This is a genomic window from Pseudomonas putida, from assembly GCF_050990305.1.
In the GTDB taxonomy this organism is placed as follows: domain Bacteria; phylum Pseudomonadota; class Gammaproteobacteria; order Pseudomonadales; family Pseudomonadaceae; genus Aquipseudomonas; species Aquipseudomonas putida_AH.
In genome coordinates, this window is sequence record NZ_CP158817.1 from 4,650,268 (window position 1) to 4,675,906 (window position 25,639).

Sequence of the window (25,639 nt, forward strand, 5' to 3'; positions counted from 1 at the left end):
CACCAATGGCCAGCACCAAGGCAAAGACTGCTCAAGAAATCCTGATGAACGATTTTCAGACACTGGTCAGTGACACTGAACGGTTGCTGGAACACACGGCGTCTCTGGCCGGTGATCAGGCCGATGAGTTGCGCGAGCAGATCCACGAGAGCCTGCTGCGTGCCCGGGAAACCTTGAAGCTGACCGAAGACTCGCTGCGCGAACGCGGCCAGGCTGCCGTCACCGCCACCGAGGATTATGTACAAGCCAACCCATGGCAATCGGTCGGCATTGCCGCCGGCGTGGGTTTCCTTATCGGCCTGCTGGCAAGCCGGCGCTGATCATGGCGAGCGAAGATTTCGATTCGTCCACGACGGGCGCCAGTTCCTCATCGCGACGCCTGGGTGCAGCCGTGCTTGGATTGCTTCACAGCCATGTCGAATTGTTCGGCATCGAATTGCAGGAACAAAAGGCACGCACCGTCAGTCTGCTGCTGTTTGCTGGCCTGGCACTTGTGTTTGCCCTGCTGTTGCTGGTGGGATTATCGACGCTGGTGTTGATCCTGTTTTGGGACAGCTATCGCCTTGCGGCCATTATTGGACTTTGCGTGTTCTATACCCTGGCGGCGATCTTCTGCGGCCTTCGCTTGAGAGCGGCGGTTTTCGATGAGTCCTCGCCCTTCCATGGCACCCTGGAAGAACTGGCCAACGACAGGGAGCGCCTGCTGCCATGAACCTGCCTGAACTGCCACGCAACAGCTCGCGCACCGAAATGCGCAAGACGTTGATCCGTCTGCGCATGGAAATGCATCGCCAGGAAATCCGCCACGAATCCGCGCACCTGCTGCAACCCCTGCAGCGTGTTCGCGGTTTAACGCAAAACCTGCAAGAAGGCTTCGGCATCAAACACGCTCCACTCTGGGGCGTGGCGGCAGTCACGCTGCTGGGGTTTCTGACCGGCAAAGGTGCCAGGGGCGGCGGCATCAGTCGTCTGACTCGGCTGCTTCAGCTTGGCGCCACGCTGGGACCGCTGATCAAACTGGTGATGCAAGGCACCTCGCGCAAACCCTGAGCTGTCACTTTCTGGCTACATTCTTGCAATACCCATGGGATGAACCTCTTTATCGAGAGGTTCAATCCTGCGTGACTAATGTGCCTTTCAGGCACTGCCCGGTCCTCAGGTTTAATCCAAAAACAAGATCAACCAAGGAGGCTTTGTGATCGACGGGGAACCGATCGCCTGTTTTCAGCCGTTCATCGATACCGCTACCGGCCGCATCGCGGGAGTGGAGGCGCTGGGTCGGGTGCTTCAGGCAAACGGTCAATTGGCATCGGTGGGGCCGTTGTTCTGCGACCCGCGAACGAACGCCGTGGCCCTGCGCCACTTGGATCGCCAACTGCGCGATGACGCTTTGAGCCGTCTGCACCAGGCGCCCTGTGACTGGTTTCTGAGCCTGAACATTTCCCCGCGCTGGATCAACCGCTTGCGCCCGGAGCAGCCGCTGCCAAGCCTCAAGCAACTGAGCAAATACGGTATCGACCCAACACGAATCGTCTTCGAGATCACCGAATTAGGGGGGGATATCCAGCGCCTTGCCCAAGTGGTCGCGCGTTACCGTTTGGCCGGTGCGCGGATCGCCATCGATGACTTCGGTGCCGGCTATTCCCAACTCGATCGCGTGTTGGCGCTGCAACCGGACATCCTCAAACTCGACATGCGCCTGTTTCAGGCGGCGGCACTGGGCGGCCCGAGCAGCGACGTGGTCAAGGCCCTGGCGCAAATGGCTGAAAAAACCGGCTGCTGGATCATCGCCGAAGGCGTGGAAACCGACGCTCAGCTCAATTTTGCGCTGGAGTGCGGCTCACGCTATGTGCAGGGTTTTCTATTCGCCGAGGCACAAGAACACTTCTTTCCCAGTGATGCGTTCGTCGAGCGCTTTGCACAACTGCGTCAGCGCTACGTTCAGCAGAAACTGGCCGAGCGCGGTCGCCTGATGACCATGCGCCAGCAACTCGGCGAACTGATGGAAATCTTGCAAGCCTGGGCCCTGGCCCGCGCCCCGCTCAGCGCCTTGCCCCGACTCGATGCCTTCCCCTGGCTGTTACGCTTCTATCAATGCGACCGCCACGGCACACAATTGACGCCGAATCTGGAATGGCGCAACAGCGGCTGGGTCGCTGACAATCGCTACCTGGGCCATAACTGGTCCTGGCGTCCTTACTTCTATCACTTGCTGGCAGAGGGCTGGGATGAACGGCGCCTGACCCTCTCCAACACCTATCGCGATGCCACCAGCAATCAGTACTGCCTCACCGCCGGGCAGTTTTTCGACAATGGCGAGCGGTTGTTGCTCATTGATATCGATGCGGTTGGGCTCTAGGGTGATACCGTCGAAGTGAAAACATGCGTCCCTGTAGGAGCGAAGCTTGCTCGCGATGGACGTCAGCGAAAACACGGCTGCTTGAAAGAATGCGTTGCAGCTCCCCCTTGCAGGTCCCGATGCGAACCGGGAAGCTAGAGACTCAAGTCACCCGACGGAGAGACTGCCTTGGATTGGCACACCCTGCTTACCCGCGAACGCCTTGGTAAGCCTCTGCACAGCTCGCAAGAACTCGGCCGCAGCCCTTTTCACAAAGACCATGACCGCATCATCTTCTCGGGGGCTTTTCGCCGTCTCGGGCGCAAGACCCAGGTACATCCGGTCACCAGCAACGACCATATCCACACGCGCCTGACCCACTCGCTGGAAGTCAGTTGCGTCGGCCGCTCGCTAGGCATGCGCGTCGGTGAAACCATTCGCAGCGCCCTGCCCGACTGGTGCGAACCCAGCGACCTGGGGATGGTGGTGCAATCGGCCTGTCTAGCCCATGACATCGGCAATCCACCGTTCGGCCATTCCGGCGAAGATGCGATCCGTCACTGGTTCCAGCAAGCCGCCGGTCGTGGCTGGCTCGACGCGATGAGCGAGGCCGAGCGCAATGACTTTCTCAACTTCGAAGGTAACGCCCAGGGTTTTCGAGTACTGACCCAACTGGAGTACCACCAGTTCGACGGTGGCATGCGACTGACTTATGCCACCCTCGGCACTTATCTGAAGTACCCGTGGACGGCAAGACACGCCGATTCGCTTGGATACAAGAAACACAAGTTCGGCTGCTACCAGAGCGAACTGCCACTGCTCGAACAGATCGCTCAGAAACTGGGCCTGCCGCAACTCGAAGAACAGCGCTGGGCGCGTCACCCGCTGGTGTACCTGATGGAGGCGGCCGATGACATCTGCTACGCGTTGATCGACCTTGAAGATGGCCTGGAAATGGAGTTGCTGGATTACGCTGAAGTCGAATCGCTGCTGCTGGATCTGGTGGGTGACGATTTGCCGGAAACCTATCGTCAACTCGGCCCCGGGGATTCTCGCCGACGCAAGCTGGCAATCTTGCGTGGCAAAGCCATCGAACACCTGACCAACGCCGCAGCACGCGCCTTTGTCGAGCAGCAGGATGCTTTGCTGGCCGGTACATTGCCCGGCGATCTGGTGGAACACATGCACGGCCCGGCCAAACGTTGTGTCCTGAATGCAAAAGACATGGCACGCAAAAAAATCTTCCAGGACAAACGCAAGACCCTGCACGAAATCGGTGCTTACACCACGCTGGAAATATTGCTCAACACCTTCTGTGGTGCGGCCCTGGAACAACACAACGGTCGCACGCCATCCTTCAAGAGTCGACGAACACTCGACCTGTTGGGCAACAATGCACCCGACCCCCATGGCTCCTTACACACCTCATTTTTGCGCATGATCGATTTCATTGCCGGAATGACGGACAGCTATGCCAGCGACATGGCGCTGGAAATGACTGGGCGCTCCAGTCACTGACAAGTAACGGTTGATCAGCCATTACGCCACCTGTAATGGCCGATCAGTCTCCAAAAAACCAAGTGCACTCAACGCTTGCTGAATTCCCCTACAACTGACGTCGAGGGAACTGATCGATTGCCCACTATTGGCGCGAAACAATCACGCTTCCTTTGTTCAATAAAAGCAGCGTGAATAATATGATCAAGGACAATCTGCGCATCCTGCTGGTCGAAGACCACCCCTTTCAGCTCAGGGCAACACAATGTTTGCTCGAGAGTTATGGCTTCACCCATTTGACTACAACTGACTGCGCCCAAGGCGCCTTGCAAAAAATGCTGGGTTCCGAGCAACCTTTCGACATTCTTTTGTGCGATCAATGCCTGCCCGATATTTCCGGGGTTGATTTAGTTAGATTTGCCAGTCGTCATGGGATGATCAAAAAAGCCATTTTACTAAGTAGCCTGACGCTCACTGAACTGGAGGAACTTGAAAGTGTGGCAAACACTCATCAACTCCCATTGCTGGGCTGCCTGACAAAGCCACTGAATAAGATCGAACTCATGAAACTACTGACCTCAACACCAAAAACAAACAGCCACAAAACATTATTCGAAAAACAAAAAGACCTCATGAGTTAACACCTCAAAAGCCCAATCAAATAAAAACAACTTTCACCCTTCCTCATAAAAAACCTAGTTGACTCGTAAGCCTATTCCTTTTTGCTTGTAGGAATATTCCTATATTGCTGCCACAGGTGCGTCAGTTCATACGTCACCTCAACTATCTGAGCTAAGGTGCGCGCTTTATTCAGCTCGCATGAGATTTGATTATGAACTCCGTTTTTATTGTCGACGATCACCCTGTCATCCGACTTGCCGTTCGTATGTTGCTCGAACACGAAGGCTACAAAGTCATCGGTGAAACTGACAATGGGGTCGACGCCATGCAGATGATTCGCGAGTGCATGCCCGACCTGGTCATTCTCGACATCAGCATTCCCAAACTGGATGGTCTGGAAGTGCTCGCCCGTTTCAACTCGATGAATACGCCCCTGAAAACATTGGTACTGACGGCGCAATGCCCGACCCTTTTTGGTATCCGTTGCATGCAATCCGGTGCTTCGGGATATGTTTGCAAGCAAGAAGACCTAAGCGAGTTGGTCAGTGCCATCAAGGCAGTATTGTCAGGTTACAATTACTTCCCAAGTGAAGCCTTGAACCCGGCTCAAGGCGATGAAATGCGTTGCGCCGAACTGGAATTATTCAAGTCGGTCAATGACCGGGAACTGATGGTTTTGCAACTATTTGCTCAAGGCCGTACCAATAAGGAAATTGCCAAAGGCATGTTTCTGAGCAACAAGACTGTCAGCACTTATAAAAAACGCCTCATGCAAAAACTCAAAGCCCAATCGTTGGTTGAACTCATCGAATTGGCAAAACGTAACGCATTGGTGTGAGAGACAGGATGCCCAGTCGTTTAAAGGACTATGTGATAACGATGACCGTGGGCCTATGCCTGAGCACTTCATCGCTCGCGGCACAAAGCAGTGATAACTACGCGTTGCTGAGTCGCTCGGTGGTCGGGCAGTTCGAGATCCAACTCGACAACTCGCAACGGCAGTGGCTCGAGAACAAACAAGAACTGATCCTTGGCACCTCGGCACCAGACTACCCCCCCTTCGACCTGACCCTCAGCGGCCGCGACTATGAGGGTTTCACCGCTGACTACGCGGGTATACTCGGCCAGGCCACCGGCTTGCCCATCAGAGTTGAGCGCTTCCCATCCCGTGGAGCGGCCATTGAAGCGCTTGAAAACAACGAGGTCGACCTGCTGGGCACCGCCAACGGATTCGAAGCCCGCCATCCTGACATCCTACTGTCGGCCCCCTATGCCGTCGACCAACCGGTCCTGGTGACCCGTGAAGGCGAATCCCGCTCCTTGACCGATGGACTGGCCGACATGCGCCTGAGCATGGTGTATCACTATTTACCGCTGGAGGAAGTCAAGGCCCTGTATCCCAAGGCGATCATTACGTCCTATCCGTCCTATCAGAACGCAATCAATGCCGTCGCCTTCGAGCAGGCTGATGTGTTTCTCGGTGACACCATTTCGACCCATTACATGATCAACAAGGGCCACCTGAACAACATCCGCATGGCGAGCTTCGGCAAACACGAAGCCCACGGTTTCAGTTTCGCGGTGCACAAAAGCGAACCGCAATTGCTCGGTATCATCAACGCCATGCTCATGGCCATTCCCGTCAGCGCTCGAGAAAACATCGCCAAACGCTGGAGCGCCGGCAGTGACATGCTGCTCACGGATCACAAACTGGAACTCAGTTACAACGAAGAACGCTGGCTTGCACAACATCCAGTCGTCCGTGTGATCGTCAATGAAGCCTTCGCACCGCTGACATTTTTCGACAGCGCCGGCAACTTTCGTGGCGTTGCCGCGGATCTGCTTGAGCTGATCCGTTTGCGCACCGGCTTGCGTTTCGACATCCAGCGCAGCCGAAGCGATAGCGAAATGGTCCAGCGCGTCAAGAATGGCCAGGCCGACCTGATCGCCGCTGTGCTCCCAAGTGCTCAACGTGACACGCTGCTGAACTTCAGTCGCCCGTACCTGCAAAACTCCTTTGTCCTGTTGTCGCGCAAGTCCGCAGACAGCCCGAACAATCTTGTGCAGCTTGAGGGCAAACGCCTGGCTCTCGCCCAAGGTCACCCTCTGATGCCTTATCTGCGCAGCGAATTCCCGCAAATAAAGCTCATCGAAACCCCGGACACGTTCAGCGCCGTGGAGCTGCTGGCCGAGGGCCAGGCAGAGGGTGTAGTGAGTTCACTGGTGATTGCCAATTACTTCATTTCATCACGGCTGTTCGAACCTACCTTGCAGATCAGTACCACCATTGGTACCGAGCAGGCCGCCTTTTCCCTGGCGACGAACCAGGGGAACAAGGAACTGCATGACATCCTCAACAAGGCACTACTGAGCATTGCACCGGAGGAACTGGGCATCATCAACAGCCGCTGGCGGGGCTATTCGGCATCTTCGCAAAGCACCTGGCGCAACTATCAGCGGTTGTTCTATCAGATCGTCATCGGTGCCGCTGTGCTGTTGCTGATTTCCGGGGCCTGGAACGCTTACATGCGCCGCCAGATCAATCAACGCAAAGCCGCCGAGCTCGCCTTGAACGATCAGTTCGAATTCATGCGCTCGCTGGTCAATGGCACGCCTCATCCCATCTATGTCCGAGATCGCCAGGGCTTGCTGCAAAGCTGCAATGACAGCTACCTGCAAGCCTTCAATGCGAGACGCGAAGACGTTATCGGCAAAAGCGTCATCCAGGGCACCCTGAGCAATGCCTTTGAAGCCCGGGAATACCAGGCTGACTACCAACGCGTCGTGGCCGAGGGCAAACCGCTGGTTCTCGACCGTCCATTGCACATTGGCGGTCGCCGGTTGACGATCTACCACTGGATACTGCCCTACCGTGACTCAAGCGGTGAAGTGCAAGGCATCATCGGTGGCTGGATAGACATCAGCGAACGCCGGCAACTGCTCGACGACCTGCGTTGCGCAAAAGAACGTGCCGATGAAGCCAACCGGGCCAAAAGCACGTTTCTGGCCACCATGAGCCATGAGATCCGCACGCCAATGAATGCGGTCATCGGCTTGCTCGAGCTGACGCTCAAGCGCATCGAGCACCAACATCCCGATCGTCCCGCCATCGATGTGGCCTACAACTCGGCGAAGGATCTGCTGGAACTGATCGGCGACATACTGGACATCGCACGCATCGAGTCCGGGCACCTGAGCATGAGCCCGGAACGTGTCAATCCACGAGAAATCGTGGCGTCGGTGGTACGTATCTTCGACGGGTTGGCCCGGCAAAAAGAGCTTGAACTCAAACTGGACTTCAAACCGGACAATCCACCCGATGTTCTGCTCGACCCGATGCGCTTCAAGCAGGTGCTGTCCAATCTGGTCAGCAACGCCATCAAGTTTACCGAACGGGGGGAAGTCATCATTACCGTCGACCTGCGCCCAACCATCGAACCCGATCAGGTACAGATGCAGCTGCACGTCCAGGACAGCGGTATCGGGATCAGCGCACAGGATCAACAACGCTTGTTCGAACCCTTTGCCCAGGCTGATAACGCGGGACAAACGGCCCGAGGGGGTGCCGGACTTGGCCTGGTGATCAGCCGCAGCCTGTGCGAAATCATGGGCGGCAGCCTGCAAATGAGCAGTCAACTCGGTGTCGGCACGCAGGTGCGGATATCGCTGCTTCTGCCGGCACTGCCACAAACGTCCGCCATGGAAAAAACCGATACACATATACAGCTCGCCACGGCCCAATTGAACGTTCTGGTGGTCGATGATCACGCGGCCAATCGCCTGCTCATGTGCCAGCAACTGGAATTTCTGGGCCATCGTTACAGCGTCGCACACGAGGGTCAGGCAGGATTCGAAACATGGAAAGCCGATGCGTTCGATCTGGTGATCGCCGATTGCAACATGCCGGTCATGAATGGGTACGAACTTGTCCAAGCCATTCGTCAATACGAAAAACAAACGCTACGCCCGCGATGCACTGTTCTGGGGTTCACCGCCAATGCACAACCGGAAGAGGTTCAACGCTGCAAGCGTGCGGGTATGGATGACTGCCTATTCAAACCCCTGACGCTGAGTGCGCTGAGCCAATGGGTTGGAGGCCTCTCGCCGCCATCACTCACACCGGCTTTCAGCCTGGAGGGGCTGCAGCAGTTGACCGGTGGCAACCCGGTGTTGAACCAGCGCTTGTTGAGTGAACTGCTGAGCAGCAACCGCCAGGATTGCCAGGGTTTGCTCGCGCTCAGCGGTTCCACAGACCCGCAGGCTTTTCTCGACATGGCCCACAAAATCAAGGGGGCCGCCCGAATCGCTCAGGCCGCTCGATTGATTGACAGCTGCGAGTCACTGGAAACCACCTGCCGCGCCCCATTCAACCCCGACAAAGTGGCCGAATGCTGTGCAGCCGTAGAGCGTGCCTTGCTGGAACTTGATCAGGCCCTGCTGCAGCAAATCGGGAAAAACGACGAAAGCAGAATGACAGAGGCTTAACTATGCTTGGACGCGGAGCAGTGTGTTAACCATCACGGAGTGACCTGCATGCCCAACCCACTGCGTCCGGATCAACGGCGGTTTTCCCTGCACGTACATATCAGCGTGATGTTTACCTGCCTGCTGTTGCTCACGGGTGTGGTGCTAGGCATTTTCCACTATCGACAAACCACACAGATCATCCTGTCCAGCAGCGAAAAACTCTTCAATCGCATAGAGCAGGACGTGCGCCTCGATTTGAAGGCGACCTATGAGCCGATCCGTCATCTGTTGAGTCTGCAAGTCGTCAACCCCGCGGTCCAGGCGTCGGACCTGGACCAACGCCTGGCACTGCTCAAACCCTTCAGCCAGTCGCTTACCGACAACCCAGACCTGGCGTCGCTGTATCTGGGCTACGACGACGGTGATTTTTTCATGGTTCGCCCGTTGCGAAACGCCGCCCTCAAGTCGCGGCTCAAAGCCCCGGAGGATGCGGCTTATCAAGTCTGGAGCATCGAGCGAAACCGCAGTGGTCAGGTGCACTCCCAGTTTTTGTTCTTCAACCAGAACCTGACCCTCATCAGTCGAAAGGACAACCCCGACGACCCTTACGACCCACGCAGTCGCGCATGGTTTACCAGCGCCAGTCGCGACAACGATCAAATCACCACCGAACCCTATATTTTTTTCTCCACCCGCGACGTCGGCACCACACTGGCCCGACGCAGTGGCGAGCGCGTCGTGATGGGCGCGGACCTGACCCTGGCCGAACTCAGTGCCACCTTGGCCAAACACGTGGTGACGCCCTCCACTGAAATAGTGCTGTTCGATGCTCAGGGCAATGCAGTTGCCTACCCCGATGCCAGCCGACTGATCATCGACGATCAGACCGCCCGCCTGGCCAAGGCGTCCGCCTTGAGTCCCAGCCTGGAAACATTGCTCGACAACCCTCCTGAAGGTCATCGCCTGAATGCGGGGGGACGCCAATGGATCGTGGCCCGCAGCAGCATGCAGGAAGGTGGGCCACAGGGACTGCAATTGGCGATGTTGGTGCCGGAAGATGAATTGCTCGTCGATGCCTACCGTATGCGCTGGCAGGGTGCGTTGATTACGCTGGCGACACTGCTGTTGTGCCTGCCGCTGGGTTGGTTGACCTCGCGAATCCTGGTCAGGCCCCTTCGCGCACTGGTGCGTGAAGCGGATGCGATTCGCAGTTTCGATTTCAACTTCCCGTTATCGCGTCGCTCCCCGGTGCTGGAAGTCGACCAACTGAGTGTGTCGATGGCACGCATGAAAGATACTTTGGCGAGTTTCTTCCAGATCACCGACAGCCTGAGCGCCGAAACCCGATTCGCCCCGCTGCTGCAACGCGTGTTGTTTGAAACCGTGAAAATCGGCCAGGCCCAGGCCGGCTTGATCTATCTGCGTGAAGGTGACGGCGATCGCATGGAGCCCCACGGCCTGGTCATTAACGACACTGCGCAGGCTCTGTCGTCATTCGATATCGGCTCCCACGAACTTCAAAACCCGCAGAGCCCTGACTGGCTTCGGCAGCTGTCATCCGCCGACAATGTCGTCAGCAATCTCGGTTTCGAGCAGGCCGGGGACTTGCAGAAAGTACTGTTGGCACTGGAGTGTCCCAGGGTTCATCTGATCGGCATCCGCCTGCACAATCGCCATAACGAAACCGTGGGCCTGCTGGTTTTTCTGCTGGCCGACAGTGGCCAACAGAGCGACTTGGAAAAGCTTCGCCCGGATCGCATCGCCTTCCTGCAAGCCGTGTCCGGCGCGGCCGCGGTGAGTATCGAAAGCCAGCGCCTGCAAGACCGGCAAAAACAACTGCTGGATGCTTTCATCAAGCTGCTGGCCGGTGCGATTGACGCCAAGAGCCCCTACACCGGTGGGCATTGTCAGCGTGTACCGGCGCTGACCCTGATGCTCGCGCAAGCTGCCGCGGCCAGCCAGGACCCGGCCTTCAGCAACTATCAGCCCAACGATGATGAATGGGAAGCGCTGCACATTGCAGCCTGGCTCCACGACTGCGGCAAGATCACCACCCCGGAATACGTCGTAGACAAAGCCACGAAACTGGAAACCCTGAACGACCGCATCCATGAAATCCGCACCCGTTTCGAAGTGCTCAAGCGCGACGCCTGGATCAGCTACTGGCAAGCGGTCGCCGAAGGTGGCGATGAGCAGTCGCTGGCGCAGACGCGTGATGCTGCATTGTCGGGGCTGGACGATGACTTCACCTTTATTGCCCGCTGCAACCTGGGGGGCGAGGCCATGGCCGAGGCAGACCTGCAACGCTTGCGCAGCATCGGCCAGCGCACCTGGATACGAACCCTGGATGACCGGCTGGGTGTCTCCTGGGAAGAGAACCGACGTCAGGCCCGCACCCCGTCACCGACACTGCCGGTCACCGAGTCGCTGCTGGCGGACAAACCCGAACACCTGTTCGAACGCGCCGAAACCGAACTGATCGAGCCGGATAATCCCTGGGGATTCAAACTCGATGTACCGCGCTACAAGTACAACCGCGGCGAACTCTACAACCTGAGCATCGGTCGCGGCACCCTGACGAACGAAGAACGCTACATCATCAATCATCACATCGTGCAGACGATCCTGATGCTTAACCACCTGCCCTTCCCCGGCCAACTGCGCCACGTTCCGGAAATCGCCGGTGGTCACCACGAAAAAATGGACGGCACCGGTTATCCCAAACGCTTGAAGCGCGAGGAAATGAGCCTGCCGGCGCGGATGATGGCGATTGCCGATATTTTCGAAGCGCTGACGGCTGCCGACCGGCCCTACAAGAAAGCCAAGTCATTGAGCGAAGCGCTGGGCATCATGGCCTTCATGTGCCGGGATGCCCACATCGACCCGGCGTTGTTCCGGTTGTTCATCGAGGCACAAATCTATCTTCAGTACGCCGAGCGGTTCCTCGACCCACAGCAAATCGATGCGATAGACCCGACAGGCCTGCTGATCAAGGCCGGTCTGTCGGTTTGATCAACAATCAGCAGTCGGTCAGGCGCAGGAAAATGGCTGCCAGTTGTTCAATTCCGGCCTGATCCTGCGCGGTGAAACGTGCGAGCTTCGGGCTATCGAGGTCCAGCACTCCGATCAGGCGACCGTCCTTGACCAGCGGCACCACGATTTCGCTGTTCGACGCGCTGTCACAGGCAATATGCCCGGGGAACGCGTGCACGTCTTCGACCAACTGCGTCTGCAAGGTCGCCGCCGCCGTGCCGCACACGCCCCGGCCGAACGGAATCCGCACGCAGGCAATCTGTCCCTGGAACGGGCCCAACACTAGCTCTTCGTTGCGATTGAGGTAAAAACCGGCCCAGTTCAGATCGTCAAGCTGGTTGAACAGGAACGCCGAAAACTGCGCGGCGTTGGCGATGAAATCCCGCTCGTCCGCCAACAGCGACTCCAGCTGCGCGTGCAGCATGCCGTAGCCTTCGAGGCCCTGGCCGCTCTTTTGTAAATCGATCATGCCTTGTGCTCCAACAGTTTCAGCCCAACCCAATAGCGGGCAAATTGATACGCGCAACGGCCGTTACGATTACCGCGTCCCGTGGCCCAGCGTACCGCGAGGATGTCCAGCTCTTCGGTACGCTGCCACGGCAAGCCGGCCTTGTCGGCCAGTTGCCCGATCCAGTGTTCGACGACGTTGAGGAAGTGTTCCTGGGTAAACGGATAAAACGACAGCCACAGGCCAAAGCGATCCGACAGGGCGATCTTGTCTTCCACCGCCTCGCTGGGATGCAATTCGCCATCGACCCGTTTCCAGTTTTCGTTATCGCTTTCCTTTTCCGGCACCAAGTGGCGACGGTTGGAAGTGGCGTACAGCAACACGTTGTCCGGTGCCTGTTCCAGCGAGCCGTCGAGAACGCTCTTGAGGACGCGATAGTCGCCCTCGCCCGACTCGAAAGACAGGTCATCGCAAAACAAAACGAAGCGCTGTGGCAGTTTTGCAATCTGTTCGACCACCCGTGGCAAATCCGCCAGGTGATCGCGCTCGATCTCGATCAGGCGCAAACCGGCGTCGGCATGTTCGGCGAGCAAGGCACGAACCAGCGAGGATTTACCGGTACCACGCGAACCCCAGAGCAAGGCGTGGTTGGCCGGCATGCCATCGAGAAACTGCTGGGTGTTGCGCCCCAGTTGTTCCACTTGCCGGTCAACACCGATCAGGTCGGACAGGCGCATGTCGAGACTGACCTGTAGCGGCAGCAGAAAACCGTTGCGCCCCTCGCGTTGCCAGCGTGCAGCCAGGCAGGTTGTCCAGTCGATGGCTTGCCGAGGGGTGGGCAGCAGCGGTTCGATGCGGGCCAGAACGGCATCGGCGCGTTCAAGAAAAGCATTCAATCGGGAATCCACGTCTTCTCCTCGGGCACGTTCACAGTAATGATGGCGATACAGCGACAAAACACAGCGTTCGATGACCCGAGCAGCTCCACTACAGGGGCTCGCGAGAGCATCGGCTTCCATGCATGATCGGCTATGCTTGAGCAGCGAAGGGAAACGGAAGTGGTCCAGCACTCCATGGATATCAAGTTCACCAACCGGCTGTCCTACAAGCAAGCCCGGCTCACCGTGCTGGTCGGTTTCATTCTGGGCACGCTGCTCAGCCTGCTGCAAATAGGCATCGATTATGCCAGTGAAGACGCCTCCATCAACCGTGAAATCCTGTCTTTGCTGGAAATCAGCCACAACCCTGCCTCCCGCATCGCCTATAACATCGACGCTGAACTCGCTCAGGAGCTGACCCTGGGCCTGCTGCGCTCCCCGGCCATCATTGGCGCGAAACTGACCGACAACAACGGCAACGTCCTGGCCAACGTCAAGCGGCCGGGCTTGCAAAGCGGCTATCGCGTGCTCAGCGACATGCTGTTCGGTGCCGACCGACAGTTTGAAGATCGCCTTTATCTGAACCACTTGCCGAACGAATCCCTCGGCACGCTGCAACTGGACGTCGACACCTATTCGTTCGGGTATCGCTTCCTGCGTCGCGCCGAAGTGACCTTGCTCAACGGTTTCGCCCGCAGCCTTCTCCTGTCCGGCATATTGCTGGCGCTGTTCTATGTGATGTTGACCAAACCGCTGGTGCGGCTCATTCGCGAACTCAGCGGTCGCGACTCACGCAGCGTTGAACCGACCGCCCTGGAATGTCCGGCCGGCCACGCCAACGATGAAATCGGCGTGCTGGTGAAAGTCGCTAACCAACAATTCGAAAACGTCGCCACTGAAATCCAGCAGCGACGCAACGCGGAAAATCGCCTCACCGATTACCTGAGCCAACTGGAAAACATCGTCTCGGCGCGAACCGCCGAGCTCAAGGCCATCAACGCCCGGCTCAGCCAATCCAACCAGGAACTGGAAGTGGCCCGCAGCACCGCCCTGGACATGGCCGAAGCCCGCTCGGTATTCCTGGCCAACATGAGCCATGAAATCCGCACGCCACTCAATGGCCTGTTGGGGATGATCGCCTTGTCACTTGACGGGCCGTTGACTGCCGAGCAGCAGCAACAACTCTCCATCGCCCATGACTCGGGCAAGGTGCTGGTGGAGTTACTCAACGATATTCTCGATCTGTCGAAATTCGATGCCGGTCAGCTCGAACTCGAACACATCCCGTTCGACCTGGGCTCGTTGGTCGAAGACACCGCCAACCTGCTGTCGCAGAACGCAGCACCGAGCGTCGAGCTGACGTGCCTGATCGATCCGCTATTTCCGGCCTTGGTGCTCGGTGATCCGACCCGAGTCCGGCAGATCGTCAGCAACCTGCTGTCCAACGCGCTCAAGTTCACGCGTTTCGGACGGGTCGACGTGCGTCTGACGACCTTTGGCGACGGCGTCAGAATCGAGGTCTGTGACACCGGCATCGGTATTCCCCAGGACGCCCAGGTCAAGATCTTCCAGCCCTTCACCCAAGCCGGCGCCGGGATTACCCGCCAGTTTGGCGGCACTGGATTGGGGTTGGCCCTGACCTATAACCTTTGTGAAGCCATGCAAGGCCGCCTGACCATCAGCTCCGAGGCGGGTTTTGGCAGTCAGTTCTGTGCACAATTGCCACTGCCCCGCCATACCCGGGCTCTTGCGCCGCCGTCCCTGCAGGGCAAGGTCATTGCCATCACTGCCGCCAGCAGTGGCCTAGCCGAAATGCTCGGTAGTGTGCTGCCCTTTTGGGGGGTGGTGTATGAACAACGTGCTGTCGACGAGCCATTGATTGGTCTGGACCCTGATGTACTGATCACCGATTGCCCCGAATGCCTGTTCAACCTGCGCCCTACCTTCAGCGCGCCGATCTTGCTGGTCACCGCTTACGGCAGTTTCATGCCCGGCGAACAGGTCAATGCCCTCGCCCCCTTGCAACAGCAGGCTCGCCCCTTGGCACGCAATGCGCTTTACCAGACCCTGCGGCGCGTCCTGCAACCCGAGATGGCCGCCATCAACGACACCCCGATCGACACTCAATCTCCGCCGCGCCGCGCGCGAGTGCTGCTGGTCGAAGACAATCCGGTCAATCAATTGGTGGCCAAGGGCATGCTCGGCAAACTCGGCTGTGACGTGATCGTCGCCGCTCATGGCGTCGAGGCCCTGGATCAACTGGAACGCAGCGATTTCGATCTGGTATTGATGGATTGCAACATGCCGGTGATGGACGGCTACGAAGCCAGTCGGCAAATCCGCCGCAGCGGGCGCTGGCCGCAAATGCCCATCGTCGCCCTGACTGCCAATGCCATGTCCGAAGAGCGCGAACGTTGCCGGGCCGCGGGCATGAACGACTACCTGGCCAAACCTTTCCGCCGGGAAGAACTGGCCGCCCTGCTGGATGTCTGGATACCGGTTACGACAGCGCCTTGATTTGCCCCAACAGGTGATCCAGGCCGTCGCGCAACTGATTCAGGCGATCCAGATCCACGCCGCTGTCGCACAACAGTCGAGCTTTCAACGGTCCGACCTGATCACGCAGCACCAGACCGGTTGGCGACAGACTCAAGTGCACCTCGCGCTCATCCCGGGCTGAACGCTGACGTTGCACCAGTTGCAGCTGCTCAAGGCGCTTGAGCAACGGCGTCAGCGTGCCGGAATCCAGCGCCAGGCGCTCGCCCAAGGCCTTGACGGTTGGCTGCTCCGGCACTGTTTCCTGCCACTCCCACAACACCAGCATCGCCAGGTACTGCGGGTAGGTCAGGCCCAGTTGATCCAGCATCGGTTTATATGCCCGTATCACCGCCCGGGAAGCGGCGTACAGCTTGAAGCAGAGCTGACTGTCAAGGTTCAGGGAATCGACGGACAAAGTGTTCATTTGAGCAGGGCTTCAATCTCGCTGGTCAGGTCCTGAGGTTTGGTCGCCGGCGCGAACCGCTTGACCAACTTGCCGTCCTTGCCGATCAGAAATTTGGTGAAATTCCACTTGATGCCCTGGGAACCGAGAACGCCCGGTGCACGTTTTTTCAACTGCACGAACAGCGGATGGGCATCGGTGCCGTTGACCTCGATTTTCTTGAACAGCGGGAAACTAACGCCGTAGTTCAGCTCACAGAACTCGCTGATGGCACCTTCATTGCCCGGCTCCTGCTTGCCGAACTGGTTGCAGGGAAAGCCCAACACCACCAGGCCTTGATCCTTGTAGGTCTGCCACAGCTCCTCCAGGCCTTTGTACTGCGGGGTGAAACCGCATTTGCTGGCGGTATTGACCACCAGAACGGCTTTGCCGGCGAAATCAGCCAGGGTCTTTTGCTCACCCTTGATGGTGGTACACGGGATGCTTAGCAGGCTGTCGCTCATGAGAATGGCTCCGGATTCGGGTAGATCAGCTAAACATAGCGAGCAATTGAATTGTGCGCAATTTAAATAAAGACACACTGACCAACTGTAGGAGCTGCCGAAGGCTGCGATCTTTTGATCTTGCCCAACCTAAAGAAAAGCAAGATCAAAAGATCGCAGCCTTCGGCAGCTCCTACAGGGCTCGCATTATTCGCGTGGCACCAGGTCCAGGCACACCGAGTTGATGCAATAACGCAGACCGGTGGGCGGCGGACCATCCGGGAACACGTGCCCCAGGTGCGCATCGCATTTGGCGCAGACCACTTCGGTACGGATCATGCCGTGGCTGGTGTCGCGGATCTCGACCATGGCGCTGTCGCCGATCGGCGCGTAGAAGCTCGGCCAGCCGCACCCGGAATCAAATTTGGTTTTGGAGTCAAACAGCGGCTCGCTACAGCAGATGCAGTGGTAAACACCGTCGACCTTGCTGTCGTTGTATTTACCGGAGAACGGCCGCTCGGTGCCCTTGAGACGGCACACGTTGTACTGCTCGGGGTCGAGCATGGCTTTCCATTCTTCCAGGGTTTTTTCCAACTTTTCCATCTTCACACCTCGGCGGCTGAAAAAGCCCGATCTGTACCTTTTCCACGGATCGGGCGGCACGTATGATTGCGCCTCGTCAAACGCCAGTCTGGCAGCCAGACCACGCGCATTCAAACGGATTTATGGGTGCTGCTCTCAAGGCGTCAGGCCTGTGTGATTACGCAGGATTCCCAGTGCGGTTGTTCATACGCCGCCTGGATCGTTCATTTTCGGGAACACATCGCCATGCAGGTCAGCAAATCGAACAAGCTCGCCAACGTCTGCTACGACATTCGCGGCCCGGTGCTCAAGCACGCCAAGCGCTTGGAAGAGGAAGGCCATCGCATCCTCAAGCTGAACATCGGCAACCCGGCGCCCTTTGGTTTCGAAGCGCCGGATGAAATCCTCCAGGACGTCATCCGCAACCTGCCGACCGCACAAGGTTACAGCGACTCCAAGGGCCTGTTCAGCGCACGCAAGGCCGTCATGCAGTACTACCAGCAAAAGCAGGTGGAAGGCGTCGGCATTGAAGACATCTACCTGGGCAACGGCGTTTCCGAGTTGATCGTGATGTCGATGCAGGCCCTGCTCAACAACGGCGACGAAGTCCTGGTGCCAGCGCCGGACTATCCGCTGTGGACCGCGGCGGTGAGCTTGTCGGGTGGTAACCCGGTGCATTACCTGTGCGACGAGCAGGCCAACTGGTGGCCGGACCTGGCCGACATCAAGGCCAAGATCACCCCGAACACCAAGGCACTGGTGATCATCAACCCGAACAACCCGACCGGTGCGGTGTATTCCAAGGAAGTCCTGCTGGGCATGCTGGAACTGGCCCGTCAGCACAACCTGGTGGTGTTCTCCGATGAGATCTACGACAAGATCCTGTACGACGATGCCGTGCACATCTGCACCGCCTCCCTGGCGCCGGACTTGCTGTGCCTGACCTTCAACGGTCTGTCCAAGTCCTATCGTGTCGCCGGTTTCCGTTCTGGCTGGATCGCCATTTCCGGTCCGAAACACCATGCCCAGAGCTACATCGAAGGCATCGACATGCTGGCCAACATGCGCCTGTGTGCCAACGTACCGAGCCAGCACGCGATCCAGACCGCGCTGGGGGGCTACCAGAGCATCAACGATCTGGTGCTGCCGCCAGGGCGCCTGCTGGAGCAGCGCAACCGCACCTGGGAACTGCTCAACGACATTCCGGGCGTGAGCTGCGTCAAGCCGATGGGCGCACTGTATGCGTTTCCGCGCATCGACCCGAAGGTCTGCCCAATTCACAACGACGAGAAATTCGTCCTGGACCTGCTGCTCTCGGAAAAGCTGCTGGTGGTGCAAGGCACGGCCTTCAACTGGCCATGGCCGGACCACTTCCGCGTCGTGACCCTGCCCCGTGTCGATGACTTGGACATGGCCATCGGACGCATCGGTAACTTCCTCAAGTCCTATCGCCAATAAGCGGGCTTTCACCGTGCGACGCCAAAAGCCGTCGCACGGTGATTTATTCAGCAACACATGCTTACGCTCTACCGGAATTCACCGCTTTGCCCCCCGTCTGATCACATTCAACAGGTGCTCACCTAACAACGACGCGGCCTGCAATGCCCGTGGCGTCTTTCAAACACTTCCCAGTTCAATATCGGAAATGTCCTGCAAGCAGCTAAGCTATTGCCGTAGGACACAGTTTGAAATAGTCACCCGGTTGAATACCCCGGTGCAGCACCTTATATACCCCGCAGTACGCTACATCTTTAGCATAAGGAGATTTCTACAACCATGATGCGCATCCTGCTGTTCTTGGCCACTAACCTGGCGGTCGTGCTGATTGCCAGCATCACCCTGAGCCTTTTCGGCTTCAACGGGTTCATGGCGGCCAACGGGGTTGATCTCAACCTCAATCAGCTGCTGATTTTCTGTGCGGTCTTTGGTTTTGCCGGTTCCCTGTTCTCGCTGTTCATCTCCAAGTGGATGGCGAAAATGAGTACCAGCACCCAGATCATCACCCAGCCACGGACTCGCCACGAGCAATGGCTGCTGCAAACCGTCGAGCAACTGTCCCGTGAAGCCGGGATCAAGATGCCCGAAGTCGGGATTTTCCCGGCCTACGAAGCAAACGCCTTCGCCACCGGCTGGAACAAGAACGACGCGCTGGTCGCGGTCAGCCAAGGCTTGCTCGAACGCTTTTCGCCGGATGAAGTGAAAGCCGTTCTGGCCCACGAAATCGGCCATGTGGCCAATGGCGACATGGTGACCCTGGCGCTGATCCAGGGCGTGGTGAACACCTTCGTGATGTTCTTTGCACGGATCATCGGCAACTTTGTCGACAAAGTGATTTTCAAGAACGAAGAAGGCCAGGGCATGGCCTACTACGTGGCAACCATCTTTGCCGAACTGGTCCTGGGCATCCTGGCCAGCGCCATCGTCATGTGGTTCTCGCGCAAACGGGAGTTCCGTGCCGACGAAGCTGGGGCGAACCTGGCCGGTACAGCCGCGATGATTAGCGCCTTGCAGCGCCTTCGCGCCGAACAGGGCCTGCCGGTGCACATGCCCGACACCCTGAATGCCTTTGGCATCAACGGCGGCATCAAGCAAGGATTTGCTCGCATGTTCATGAGCCACCCACCGCTGGAAGAGCGTATCGACGCGCTGGCTCGCCGCCGGGGTTGAGTAGCTCGGAAGCAAACAAGAAGGCCCGCAGCGATGCGGGCCTTTTTTATTGGCTTTTGTAGGAGCTGCCGAAGGCTGCGATCTTTCGATTTTAAGATCAAGATCAAAAGATCGCAGCCTTCGGCAGCTCCTACACGTTGAGTTCACCTCAAACCGTGTGAGAGCGGGCTTGCCTGCGAAGAGGCCAGAGCAATCTACCGACTGGACACCCGATACACCCGCTCCTCAAGCCGCGTTACACCGGCCTCCAGAAACTTCCCGCTCTCGCTCAGGACATCCTGATCCTCCAGAATCTTCAATACCCACGAAGCCGAGAACAACCGTCGTACTTCATCGTCGAGCACAGCAAATGGCGGTCCGGGCATTTGTGCCTGATCGTAATCCAGGGTGATCAAGAGACCGAGGGAGTCCCTGGGCAGTATCCGCTTCAAGTGGTCCGCATAGCGCTCACGCATCGCCGGCGGCAATGCAATCAGCGCCGCACGATCATAAAGCGCGGAACAATCAGCCACATCGCCGGCACTCAGCGAGAAAAAGTCCCCGCACCACAGCTCAATCGAACCCGCCCGATAGACCTTGAACGGCCCCTGTTCGCTGATGGCAGGATCAAAACCATGCTCACCGAAAAAGTCCTCCACGGCTTTTTCCGACAGCTCGACCCCCAGGACTTCATGCCCCTGGTGCGCCAGCCACAACAAATCCAGGCTCTTGCCGCACAACGGCACCAGCACCCGCGTGCTCTCCTCAAGGCCCAACTGTGGCCAAAACCGTCGAAGATAAGGGTTCACCTGCGGCAGATGAAAGCCGATCTGATTCGACGCCCACTTCTTGTGCCAAAACTCCGGTTGCATAAATAACCCCGAAAATTCGATCAAAACACCCTAAAACTTATATTAGATTTAGATCAATGATCTGACTGAAGATGGTGTCATCTTAACTCTCAGGAGCTCATTCATGTTCCCCAGCCTGTACATATCCCATGGCTCCCCCATGCTCGCCCTGGAACCCGGCGCCAGCGGGCCAGCCCTTGCTCGCCTGGCAGCAGAAATACCGAAACCCAAAGCCATCGTGATTGTTTCCGCACACTGGGAAAGCCATGAACTCTTGGTAAGCGCCAATCCCCACCCCGAAACCTGGCACGACTTCGGTGGCTTTCCAAGGGCCCTTTTTGAAGTGCAATACCCGGCGCCTGGCGAGCCACGACTGGCGACAGAGGTTGCCGAGCTGTTGAACGCCGCGGATCTACCTGCACGCCTCGACACCCAGCGGCCGCTCGACCATGGTGTCTGGGTGCCCTTGTCATTGATGTATCCGCAGGCTGATATTCCGATTGTTCAGGTGTCCTTGCCCACCCGCGGCGGCCCCGCCCTGCAAACCCGCGTCGGTCATGCCTTGGCCGGCCTGCGCAAACAAGGCGTGCTGTTGATTGGCTCTGGCAGCATTACCCACAACCTTCGGGAACTGGACTGGCATGCCGGCCCCGAGAGCGTCGAACCCTGGGCGCGGGTGTTCCGCGACTGGATGATTGAGAGACTGGCAGCCAATGACGAAGCGGCTTTGCACGATTATCGTCAACAAGCACCAAACGCTGTACGCAATCACCCCAGCGATGAACATCTGCTGCCGCTGTACTTTGCCCGCGCCGCCGGTGGCGCGTTCAGCGTTGCGCACCAGGGGTTCACCCTGGGTGCATTGGGCATGGATATCTATCGCTTCGGCTGATTTAAAGCAAAAGATCACAGCCTGCGGCAGCTCCTACGGAGAAATGCGTTCCCATGTAGGAGCTGCCGCAGGCTGCGATCTTTTTTTGCAGGCCAAAAAAATCCCCGAACCAGTCGGGGATTTTTTATGTTCGATCAATCAGCCCGAAAGCGGATCAATCTTCGCGGTAGCGACGCAGCTTCAGCTGCTTACCAGCAACGCGAGTGTCCTTCAGCTTGGTCAGCAGCTTCTCCAGACCATCTTCCGGCAGCTCGACGAGGCTGAAGCTGTCACGCACCTGGATGCGACCGATGGCTTCACGGGCCAGGCCACCTTCATTGAGGATGGCGCCCAGCAGGTTCTTGGCAGCGATACCATCACGCGCACCCAGCGCGGTACGGCAACGAGCACGGCCTTCAGCCAGCGGCATCGGAGCGCGACGCTCGCGATCACCACGCTCAGGACGATCACCGGAACGCTCTGGACGATCGCCACGTGGCGCGCTGTTCGGCACCAGTGGACGCTCTTTCTCGATAGCGGCCAGGTTCAGCGCTTGACCGTTGGTTGCCTTGCGCAGCAGGGCTGCGGCCAGGGCACGCGGGCTGCAACCGATATCGGCGGTCAGGCGATCGAGCAGATCACCGTGGGTCGATTCGGCGTCAGCTACCAGCGGCGACAGGCTGTTGGTCAGCTTCTTGATGCGTGCATCCAGGACGGCTTGAGCGTCTGGCAGACGAACTTCAGCAACCTTCTGACCGGTTACACGCTCGATCACTTGCAGCATGCGGCGCTCACGTGGCGTCACCAGCAGCAATGCACGACCTTCGCGACCGGCACGGCCGGTACGGCCGATACGGTGAACGTAGGACTCCGGATCGTACGGCATGTCAACGTTGAACACGTGAGTGATGCGAGGAACGTCCAAGCCACGGGCAGCAACGTCGGTCGCCACAACGATGTCCAGACGGCCATCTTTGAGGGAGTCGATCACCCGCTCACGCTGGTTCTGGGCAATGTCACCGTTCAGCGCAGCGGCTTTGTAGCCTTTGGCTTCCAGGGCGCTGGCCAGATCCAGGGTCGCTTGCTTGGTACGCACGAACATGATCAGCGCATCGAAGTCTTCCACTTCCAGCAAGCTGAGAACGGCAGAAGTCTTCTGGTCAGCGTGAACCAACAGGTGAGCCTGTTCGATCGCGGTAACGGTCTGGGTTTTGCTCTGGATCTTCACGTGCTTCGGATCGCGCAGATGACGCTCGGCGATGGCACGGATCGATTGCGGCAAGGTGGCCGAGAACAATACGGTCTGACGGGTTTCCGGCATGGCCTTGAAGATGACTTCCAGGTCGTCCATGAAGCCCAGTTTGAGCATTTCGTCTGCTTCGTCGAGAACCAGGTGGTTCACTGTCTGCAGCACTTTTTCGTCGCGACGCAGGTGGTCGCACAGACGGCCCGGAGTGGCGACAACGATCTGTGCGCCATTACGGATTGCTTTCAATTGTGGGCCCATCGGCGCGCCGCCGTAGACAGCCACAACAGTCACGCCCGGCATTTGCTTGGCGTAGGTTTCGAAAGCGGTTGCAACTTGCAGCGCCAACTCACGAGTTGGGGCCAGGATCAGAGCTTGCGGCTCGCGCTTGGACGGATCAATGCGGTGCAGAATAGGCAGGGCAAAGGCAGCGGTTTTACCGGTACCGGTTTGCGCCTGACCAATCATATCGTGACCGGCGAGAATGATCGGGATCGACTGCTGCTGAATGGCCGAAGGCTCTTCATAGCCGGTAGCGACTACTGCAGCGACAATATTGGGATGAAGTTCAAGAGCGGCGAAGCCGCCGATTTCCTGGGTCATGGGTCTGCCTCTAAGTGCATCCGCAAAGACCCATGCTCCAAAGCTGCGCATGCCGTGTTGAGACTCAAGAGTCGCCCTGGCAGCTTTGTCGGCGGGGATTTGCGAAAACGAATGAATGAAAAGAATCGTCAAGGAAGAGTTCGCAGAGCGAACGTGCAACCGAAGTTGACTTCGGGGAATTGCGCTACCTAAACGCGGCCCGGCTAAAGGCCGGCGCGCACTATACCGGAATTTGCCAAAAAAGGGAGCCTTTTTTTAACGTAAAACGCCCGCACACGGCGTTCTGTCACAGGCTTTGCGGATAATCGTACGAGCGTCTATTTTTCAAAGGCCCAGCCCTGCGGGCTATGGTGCTAAAACGCTTCACCTGAAACACACGGACCGTCGGTCCGACTCCCTTTCCCGTCCGAGGAAATGCCCCATGAAAGCGCTCGACAACAGCCGTGTGAGCCGTGAAAAACGTGGTCATGTTCTGTTGATCGGACTGGACCGGGTCGCCAAACGCAACGCCTTCGACCTCGAACTGCTCAATCAATTGAGCCTGGCGTACGGTGAGTTCGAAGCCGACAGCGATGCGCGGGTGGCAGTGGTGTTTGGCCATGGTGACCACTTCACCGCCGGACTGGACCTGGTGAACGCCAGCGCGGCGCTGGCCGAAGGCTGGCAGGCACCAGCCGGTGGCTGCGACCCTTGGGCAGTGTTCGCCGGTCCACGCGTCACCAAGCCCGTGATCGTCGCTGTGCAGGGCTACTGCCTGACCATCGGCATCGAATTGATGCTCGCCGCCGACATCAACCTGTGCGCCAGCAACACCCGCTTCGCGCAATTGGAAGTGCAGCGTGGCATTTTTCCCTTCGGCGGCGCCACGTTGCGCCTGCATCAAGTGGCCGGTTGGGGCAATGCCATGCGCTGGATGCTGACAGGTGATGAATTCGATGCCCATGACGCCTTGCACCTGGGTCTGGTGCAGGAAGTCATGGCCAGCGAAGACTTGCTGCCACGGGCGATCGAGTTGGCCGAGCGCATCGCACGGCAGGCACCGCTGGGGGTCCAGGCGACGTTGATGTCCGCCCGGCAAGCGCGCTACGAAGGGGAAACCGCCGCGGCCCAAGGATTGCCGGCGCTGGCGAAGAAGCTGCTGAGCAGTGAGGATGCCCAGGAGGGTGTGCGGTCACTGTTGGAGCGGCGGCCCGGGGTTTTCAAAGGGGTTTGAGGTTTGTGTCGATGTGCAGATTGCCTTCGCGGGCAAGCCTCGCTCCTACGGATCAGACGTAATCACCTGTAGGAGCGAGGCTTGCCCGCGAAGTGGCCATGACAGGCACAGACTTATGTCGCCGGGCGAATCACTTTGATCAACGACTCCAATGAATACCCCAACCGTGGCGCCAAGGCTTCGGCCCGGGCAATCAGCCCGTCCATGTCCAGCGCCTGGTCCAAATCAGAAGGCACGATCAGAATCACGTTGCCCTCCTTCACCGGCAACTCCCAGTAATGCCGGTGATAGAGGCCGCGCAGCAATGCGGCGCCCAGCGGCTTGCCGTCGTCGGTGGCCCATTGGTTGATGACCAGCCACCCCCCCGGATTCAAGCGTTTCTGGCAGTTTTCCAGGAAGGTCCAGGCCAGATGCCCGACACCCGGACCGACGTCGGTATAAAGGTCGACAAATATCAGGTCGGCAGACTCTGCGGTGTCGAGCAGTTCCAGCGCGTCCCCCACACGAATATACAGACGCGGATCGTCATCCAGCCCCAGGTACTCAATGGCCAGACGCGGTACATCGGGGCGCAACTCGATGGCTTCGACGTCTTCCAGTGGCAGGAATTTGAGGCAAGCCTGGGTCAGCGTACCGGCACCGAGACCGAGAAACAGCGCGCTTTCCGGTTGCTCATGGCACAGCGCACCGATCAGCATCGCCCGGGTGTAATCGTATTCGAGCCAACTCGGATCTGCCGTGAAAACACAACTTTGCTCGATGGCATCACCGAATTCGAGAAACCGGTAATCGGCCACTTCCAGCACGCGAATCACACCGAACTCGTCCTGCACCTCGGCGAGCAAATGCTCGACGCGCTCCTCAGTCATTTCATCTCCCGATCGTTACCACGCGCGGCAATCAATAACACCGCAAACAAGCG

Annotated in this window: 22 protein-coding genes; 14 read left to right on the forward strand and 8 right to left on the reverse strand. The window is 58.2% G+C overall.

What is annotated here, in order from left to right:
- Positions 1–5 precede the first annotated feature (5 nt).
- The 9 genes from ABTV22_RS20790 to ABTV22_RS20830 all read left to right on the forward strand — a co-directional run bounded on the left by ABTV22_RS20790 (position 6) and on the right by ABTV22_RS20830 (position 11,935).
- Positions 6–320: a DUF883 family protein gene (locus ABTV22_RS20790; RefSeq protein WP_433736363.1), complete on the forward strand. Its 315-nt coding sequence runs from the start codon at positions 6–8 to the stop codon at positions 318–320.
- A gap of 2 nt (positions 321–322) precedes the next feature.
- Entirely contained in the window at positions 323–712 is a 390-nt protein-coding gene (locus ABTV22_RS20795; protein ID WP_433736364.1) for a phage holin family protein, read from the forward strand.
- Positions 709–1,050, forward strand: a complete 342-nt coding sequence (locus ABTV22_RS20800) for a hypothetical protein (RefSeq protein ID WP_433736365.1) — start codon at positions 709–711, stop codon at positions 1,048–1,050. Before ABTV22_RS20795 ends, ABTV22_RS20800 begins: the two co-directional genes overlap by 4 nt.
- 145 nt (positions 1,051–1,195) lie before the next feature.
- Entirely contained in the window at positions 1,196–2,359 is a 1,164-nt protein-coding gene (locus ABTV22_RS20805) for an EAL domain-containing protein (RefSeq protein ID WP_433736366.1), read from the forward strand.
- 168 nt (positions 2,360–2,527) lie between these two features.
- Positions 2,528–3,856 (forward strand): deoxyguanosinetriphosphate triphosphohydrolase, encoded by a 1,329-nt coding sequence (locus ABTV22_RS20810; protein ID WP_433736367.1) that lies wholly within the window; start codon positions 2,528–2,530, stop codon positions 3,854–3,856.
- A gap of 179 nt (positions 3,857–4,035) precedes the next feature.
- Positions 4,036–4,476 (forward strand): response regulator, encoded by a 441-nt coding sequence (locus ABTV22_RS20815; protein WP_433736368.1) that lies wholly within the window; start codon positions 4,036–4,038, stop codon positions 4,474–4,476.
- Positions 4,477–4,667: 191 nt separating this feature from the next.
- Positions 4,668–5,294, forward strand: coding sequence for a response regulator (locus tag ABTV22_RS20820; protein WP_433736369.1), 627 nt, complete (start codon positions 4,668–4,670; stop codon positions 5,292–5,294).
- Between the two features lie 8 nt (positions 5,295–5,302).
- Complete coding sequence (locus tag ABTV22_RS20825) at positions 5,303–8,941, forward strand: transporter substrate-binding domain-containing protein (RefSeq protein WP_433736370.1); 3,639 nt, start codon at positions 5,303–5,305, stop codon at positions 8,939–8,941.
- A 48-nt stretch (positions 8,942–8,989) separates the two neighbouring features.
- Complete coding sequence (locus tag ABTV22_RS20830) at positions 8,990–11,935, forward strand: HD domain-containing phosphohydrolase (protein ID WP_433736371.1); 2,946 nt, start codon at positions 8,990–8,992, stop codon at positions 11,933–11,935.
- 7 nt (positions 11,936–11,942) lie between these two features.
- On the opposite strand, the gene ABTV22_RS20835 is transcribed toward ABTV22_RS20830, so the two are convergent.
- Together ABTV22_RS20835 and ABTV22_RS20840 are read right to left on the reverse strand one after the other, a co-directional pair.
- On the reverse strand, positions 11,943–12,425 hold the full coding sequence (locus ABTV22_RS20835; protein WP_433736372.1) for a GAF domain-containing protein: 483 nt from the start codon (positions 12,423–12,425) through the stop codon (positions 11,943–11,945).
- Positions 12,422–13,312 carry an ATP-binding protein gene (locus ABTV22_RS20840; RefSeq protein ID WP_433736373.1) on the reverse strand — a complete coding sequence of 297 codons (891 nt, stop codon included), beginning with the start codon at positions 13,310–13,312 and terminating at the stop codon, positions 12,422–12,424. Before ABTV22_RS20840 ends, ABTV22_RS20835 begins: the two co-directional genes overlap by 4 nt.
- Before the next feature lie 123 nt (positions 13,313–13,435).
- On the opposite strand from ABTV22_RS20840, the gene ABTV22_RS20845 reads away from it, so the two are divergent.
- Positions 13,436–15,799 (forward strand): response regulator, encoded by a 2,364-nt coding sequence (locus ABTV22_RS20845; protein ID WP_433736374.1) that lies wholly within the window; start codon positions 13,436–13,438, stop codon positions 15,797–15,799.
- Here ABTV22_RS20845 and ABTV22_RS20850 read toward each other — a convergent pair.
- From ABTV22_RS20850 to msrB, 3 genes are all read right to left on the reverse strand, one after another.
- The gene (locus tag ABTV22_RS20850) at positions 15,783–16,244 is read right to left on the reverse strand and encodes a MarR family winged helix-turn-helix transcriptional regulator (RefSeq protein WP_433736375.1); all 462 of its coding nucleotides are present in this window, start codon (positions 16,242–16,244) and stop codon (positions 15,783–15,785) included. The two genes, ABTV22_RS20845 and ABTV22_RS20850, sit on opposite strands and share 17 nt — an antisense overlap.
- Positions 16,241–16,726 carry a glutathione peroxidase gene (locus tag ABTV22_RS20855; RefSeq protein WP_433736376.1) on the reverse strand — a complete coding sequence of 162 codons (486 nt, stop codon included), beginning with the start codon at positions 16,724–16,726 and terminating at the stop codon, positions 16,241–16,243. Before ABTV22_RS20855 ends, ABTV22_RS20850 begins: the two co-directional genes overlap by 4 nt.
- Positions 16,727–16,912: 186 nt before the next feature.
- Complete coding sequence (msrB, locus tag ABTV22_RS20860) at positions 16,913–17,308, reverse strand: peptide-methionine (R)-S-oxide reductase MsrB (protein ID WP_433736377.1); 396 nt, start codon at positions 17,306–17,308, stop codon at positions 16,913–16,915.
- 225 nt (positions 17,309–17,533) lie between these two features.
- On the opposite strand from msrB, the gene ABTV22_RS20865 reads away from it, so the two are divergent.
- Positions 17,534–18,745 carry a pyridoxal phosphate-dependent aminotransferase gene (locus ABTV22_RS20865; protein WP_007983502.1) on the forward strand — a complete coding sequence of 404 codons (1,212 nt, stop codon included), beginning with the start codon at positions 17,534–17,536 and terminating at the stop codon, positions 18,743–18,745.
- 318 nt (positions 18,746–19,063) lie between these two features.
- Positions 19,064–19,954, forward strand: a complete 891-nt coding sequence (gene htpX, locus ABTV22_RS20870) for a protease HtpX (protein ID WP_433736378.1) — start codon at positions 19,064–19,066, stop codon at positions 19,952–19,954.
- 194 nt (positions 19,955–20,148) lie between these two features.
- Here the strand turns inward: htpX and ABTV22_RS20875 are convergent, their stop codons facing one another.
- Positions 20,149–20,805 carry a thiopurine S-methyltransferase gene (locus ABTV22_RS20875; protein WP_433736379.1) on the reverse strand — a complete coding sequence of 219 codons (657 nt, stop codon included), beginning with the start codon at positions 20,803–20,805 and terminating at the stop codon, positions 20,149–20,151.
- Positions 20,806–20,908: 103 nt separating this feature from the next.
- Here ABTV22_RS20875 and ABTV22_RS20880 point away from each other — a divergent pair, with 103 nt between their 5' ends.
- Positions 20,909–21,676 (forward strand): DODA-type extradiol aromatic ring-opening family dioxygenase, encoded by a 768-nt coding sequence (locus tag ABTV22_RS20880; protein ID WP_433736380.1) that lies wholly within the window; start codon positions 20,909–20,911, stop codon positions 21,674–21,676.
- Positions 21,677–21,830: 154 nt separating this feature from the next.
- On the opposite strand, the gene ABTV22_RS20885 is transcribed toward ABTV22_RS20880, so the two are convergent.
- Positions 21,831–23,504 (reverse strand): DEAD/DEAH box helicase, encoded by a 1,674-nt coding sequence (locus tag ABTV22_RS20885; protein WP_110964179.1) that lies wholly within the window; start codon positions 23,502–23,504, stop codon positions 21,831–21,833.
- Positions 23,505–23,925: 421 nt separating this feature from the next.
- On the opposite strand from ABTV22_RS20885, the gene ABTV22_RS20890 reads away from it, so the two are divergent.
- Positions 23,926–24,717 carry a crotonase/enoyl-CoA hydratase family protein gene (locus ABTV22_RS20890; protein WP_433736381.1) on the forward strand — a complete coding sequence of 264 codons (792 nt, stop codon included), beginning with the start codon at positions 23,926–23,928 and terminating at the stop codon, positions 24,715–24,717.
- A 113-nt stretch (positions 24,718–24,830) separates the two neighbouring features.
- On the opposite strand, the gene ABTV22_RS20895 is transcribed toward ABTV22_RS20890, so the two are convergent.
- The gene (locus ABTV22_RS20895; RefSeq protein WP_433736382.1) at positions 24,831–25,586 is read right to left on the reverse strand and encodes a spermidine synthase; all 756 of its coding nucleotides are present in this window, start codon (positions 25,584–25,586) and stop codon (positions 24,831–24,833) included.
- Positions 25,587–25,639: the final 53 nt, after the last annotated feature.

Bases quoted from the DNA above. Each gene is read 5' to 3' on its own strand.
- ABTV22_RS20790 (WP_433736363.1), top strand. From the start codon at position 6: ATGGCCAGCACCAAGGCAAAGACTGCTCAAGAAATCCTGATGAACGAT.
- ABTV22_RS20795 (WP_433736364.1), top strand. From the start codon at position 323: ATGGCGAGCGAAGATTTCGATTCGTCCACGACGGGCGCCAGTTCCTCA.
- ABTV22_RS20800 (WP_433736365.1), top strand. From the start codon at position 709: ATGAACCTGCCTGAACTGCCACGCAACAGCTCGCGCACCGAAATGCGC.
- ABTV22_RS20815 (WP_433736368.1), top strand. From the start codon at position 4,036: ATGATCAAGGACAATCTGCGCATCCTGCTGGTCGAAGACCACCCCTTT.
- ABTV22_RS20820 (WP_433736369.1), top strand. From the start codon at position 4,668: ATGAACTCCGTTTTTATTGTCGACGATCACCCTGTCATCCGACTTGCC.
- ABTV22_RS20825 (WP_433736370.1), top strand. From the start codon at position 5,303: ATGCCCAGTCGTTTAAAGGACTATGTGATAACGATGACCGTGGGCCTA.
- ABTV22_RS20830 (WP_433736371.1), top strand. From the start codon at position 8,990: ATGCCCAACCCACTGCGTCCGGATCAACGGCGGTTTTCCCTGCACGTA.
- ABTV22_RS20835 (WP_433736372.1), bottom strand. From the start codon at position 12,425: ATGATCGATTTACAAAAGAGCGGCCAGGGCCTCGAAGGCTACGGCATG.
- ABTV22_RS20845 (WP_433736374.1), top strand. From the start codon at position 13,436: ATGCTTGAGCAGCGAAGGGAAACGGAAGTGGTCCAGCACTCCATGGAT.
- ABTV22_RS20850 (WP_433736375.1), bottom strand. From the start codon at position 16,244: ATGAACACTTTGTCCGTCGATTCCCTGAACCTTGACAGTCAGCTCTGC.
- ABTV22_RS20855 (WP_433736376.1), bottom strand. From the start codon at position 16,726: ATGAGCGACAGCCTGCTAAGCATCCCGTGTACCACCATCAAGGGTGAG.
- msrB (WP_433736377.1), bottom strand. From the start codon at position 17,308: ATGGAAAAGTTGGAAAAAACCCTGGAAGAATGGAAAGCCATGCTCGAC.
- ABTV22_RS20865 (WP_007983502.1), top strand. From the start codon at position 17,534: ATGCAGGTCAGCAAATCGAACAAGCTCGCCAACGTCTGCTACGACATT.
- htpX (WP_433736378.1), top strand. From the start codon at position 19,064: ATGATGCGCATCCTGCTGTTCTTGGCCACTAACCTGGCGGTCGTGCTG.
- ABTV22_RS20875 (WP_433736379.1), bottom strand. From the start codon at position 20,805: ATGCAACCGGAGTTTTGGCACAAGAAGTGGGCGTCGAATCAGATCGGC.
- ABTV22_RS20880 (WP_433736380.1), top strand. From the start codon at position 20,909: ATGTTCCCCAGCCTGTACATATCCCATGGCTCCCCCATGCTCGCCCTG.
- ABTV22_RS20885 (WP_110964179.1), bottom strand. From the start codon at position 23,504: ATGACCCAGGAAATCGGCGGCTTCGCCGCTCTTGAACTTCATCCCAAT.
- ABTV22_RS20890 (WP_433736381.1), top strand. From the start codon at position 23,926: ATGAAAGCGCTCGACAACAGCCGTGTGAGCCGTGAAAAACGTGGTCAT.
- ABTV22_RS20895 (WP_433736382.1), bottom strand. From the start codon at position 25,586: ATGACTGAGGAGCGCGTCGAGCATTTGCTCGCCGAGGTGCAGGACGAG.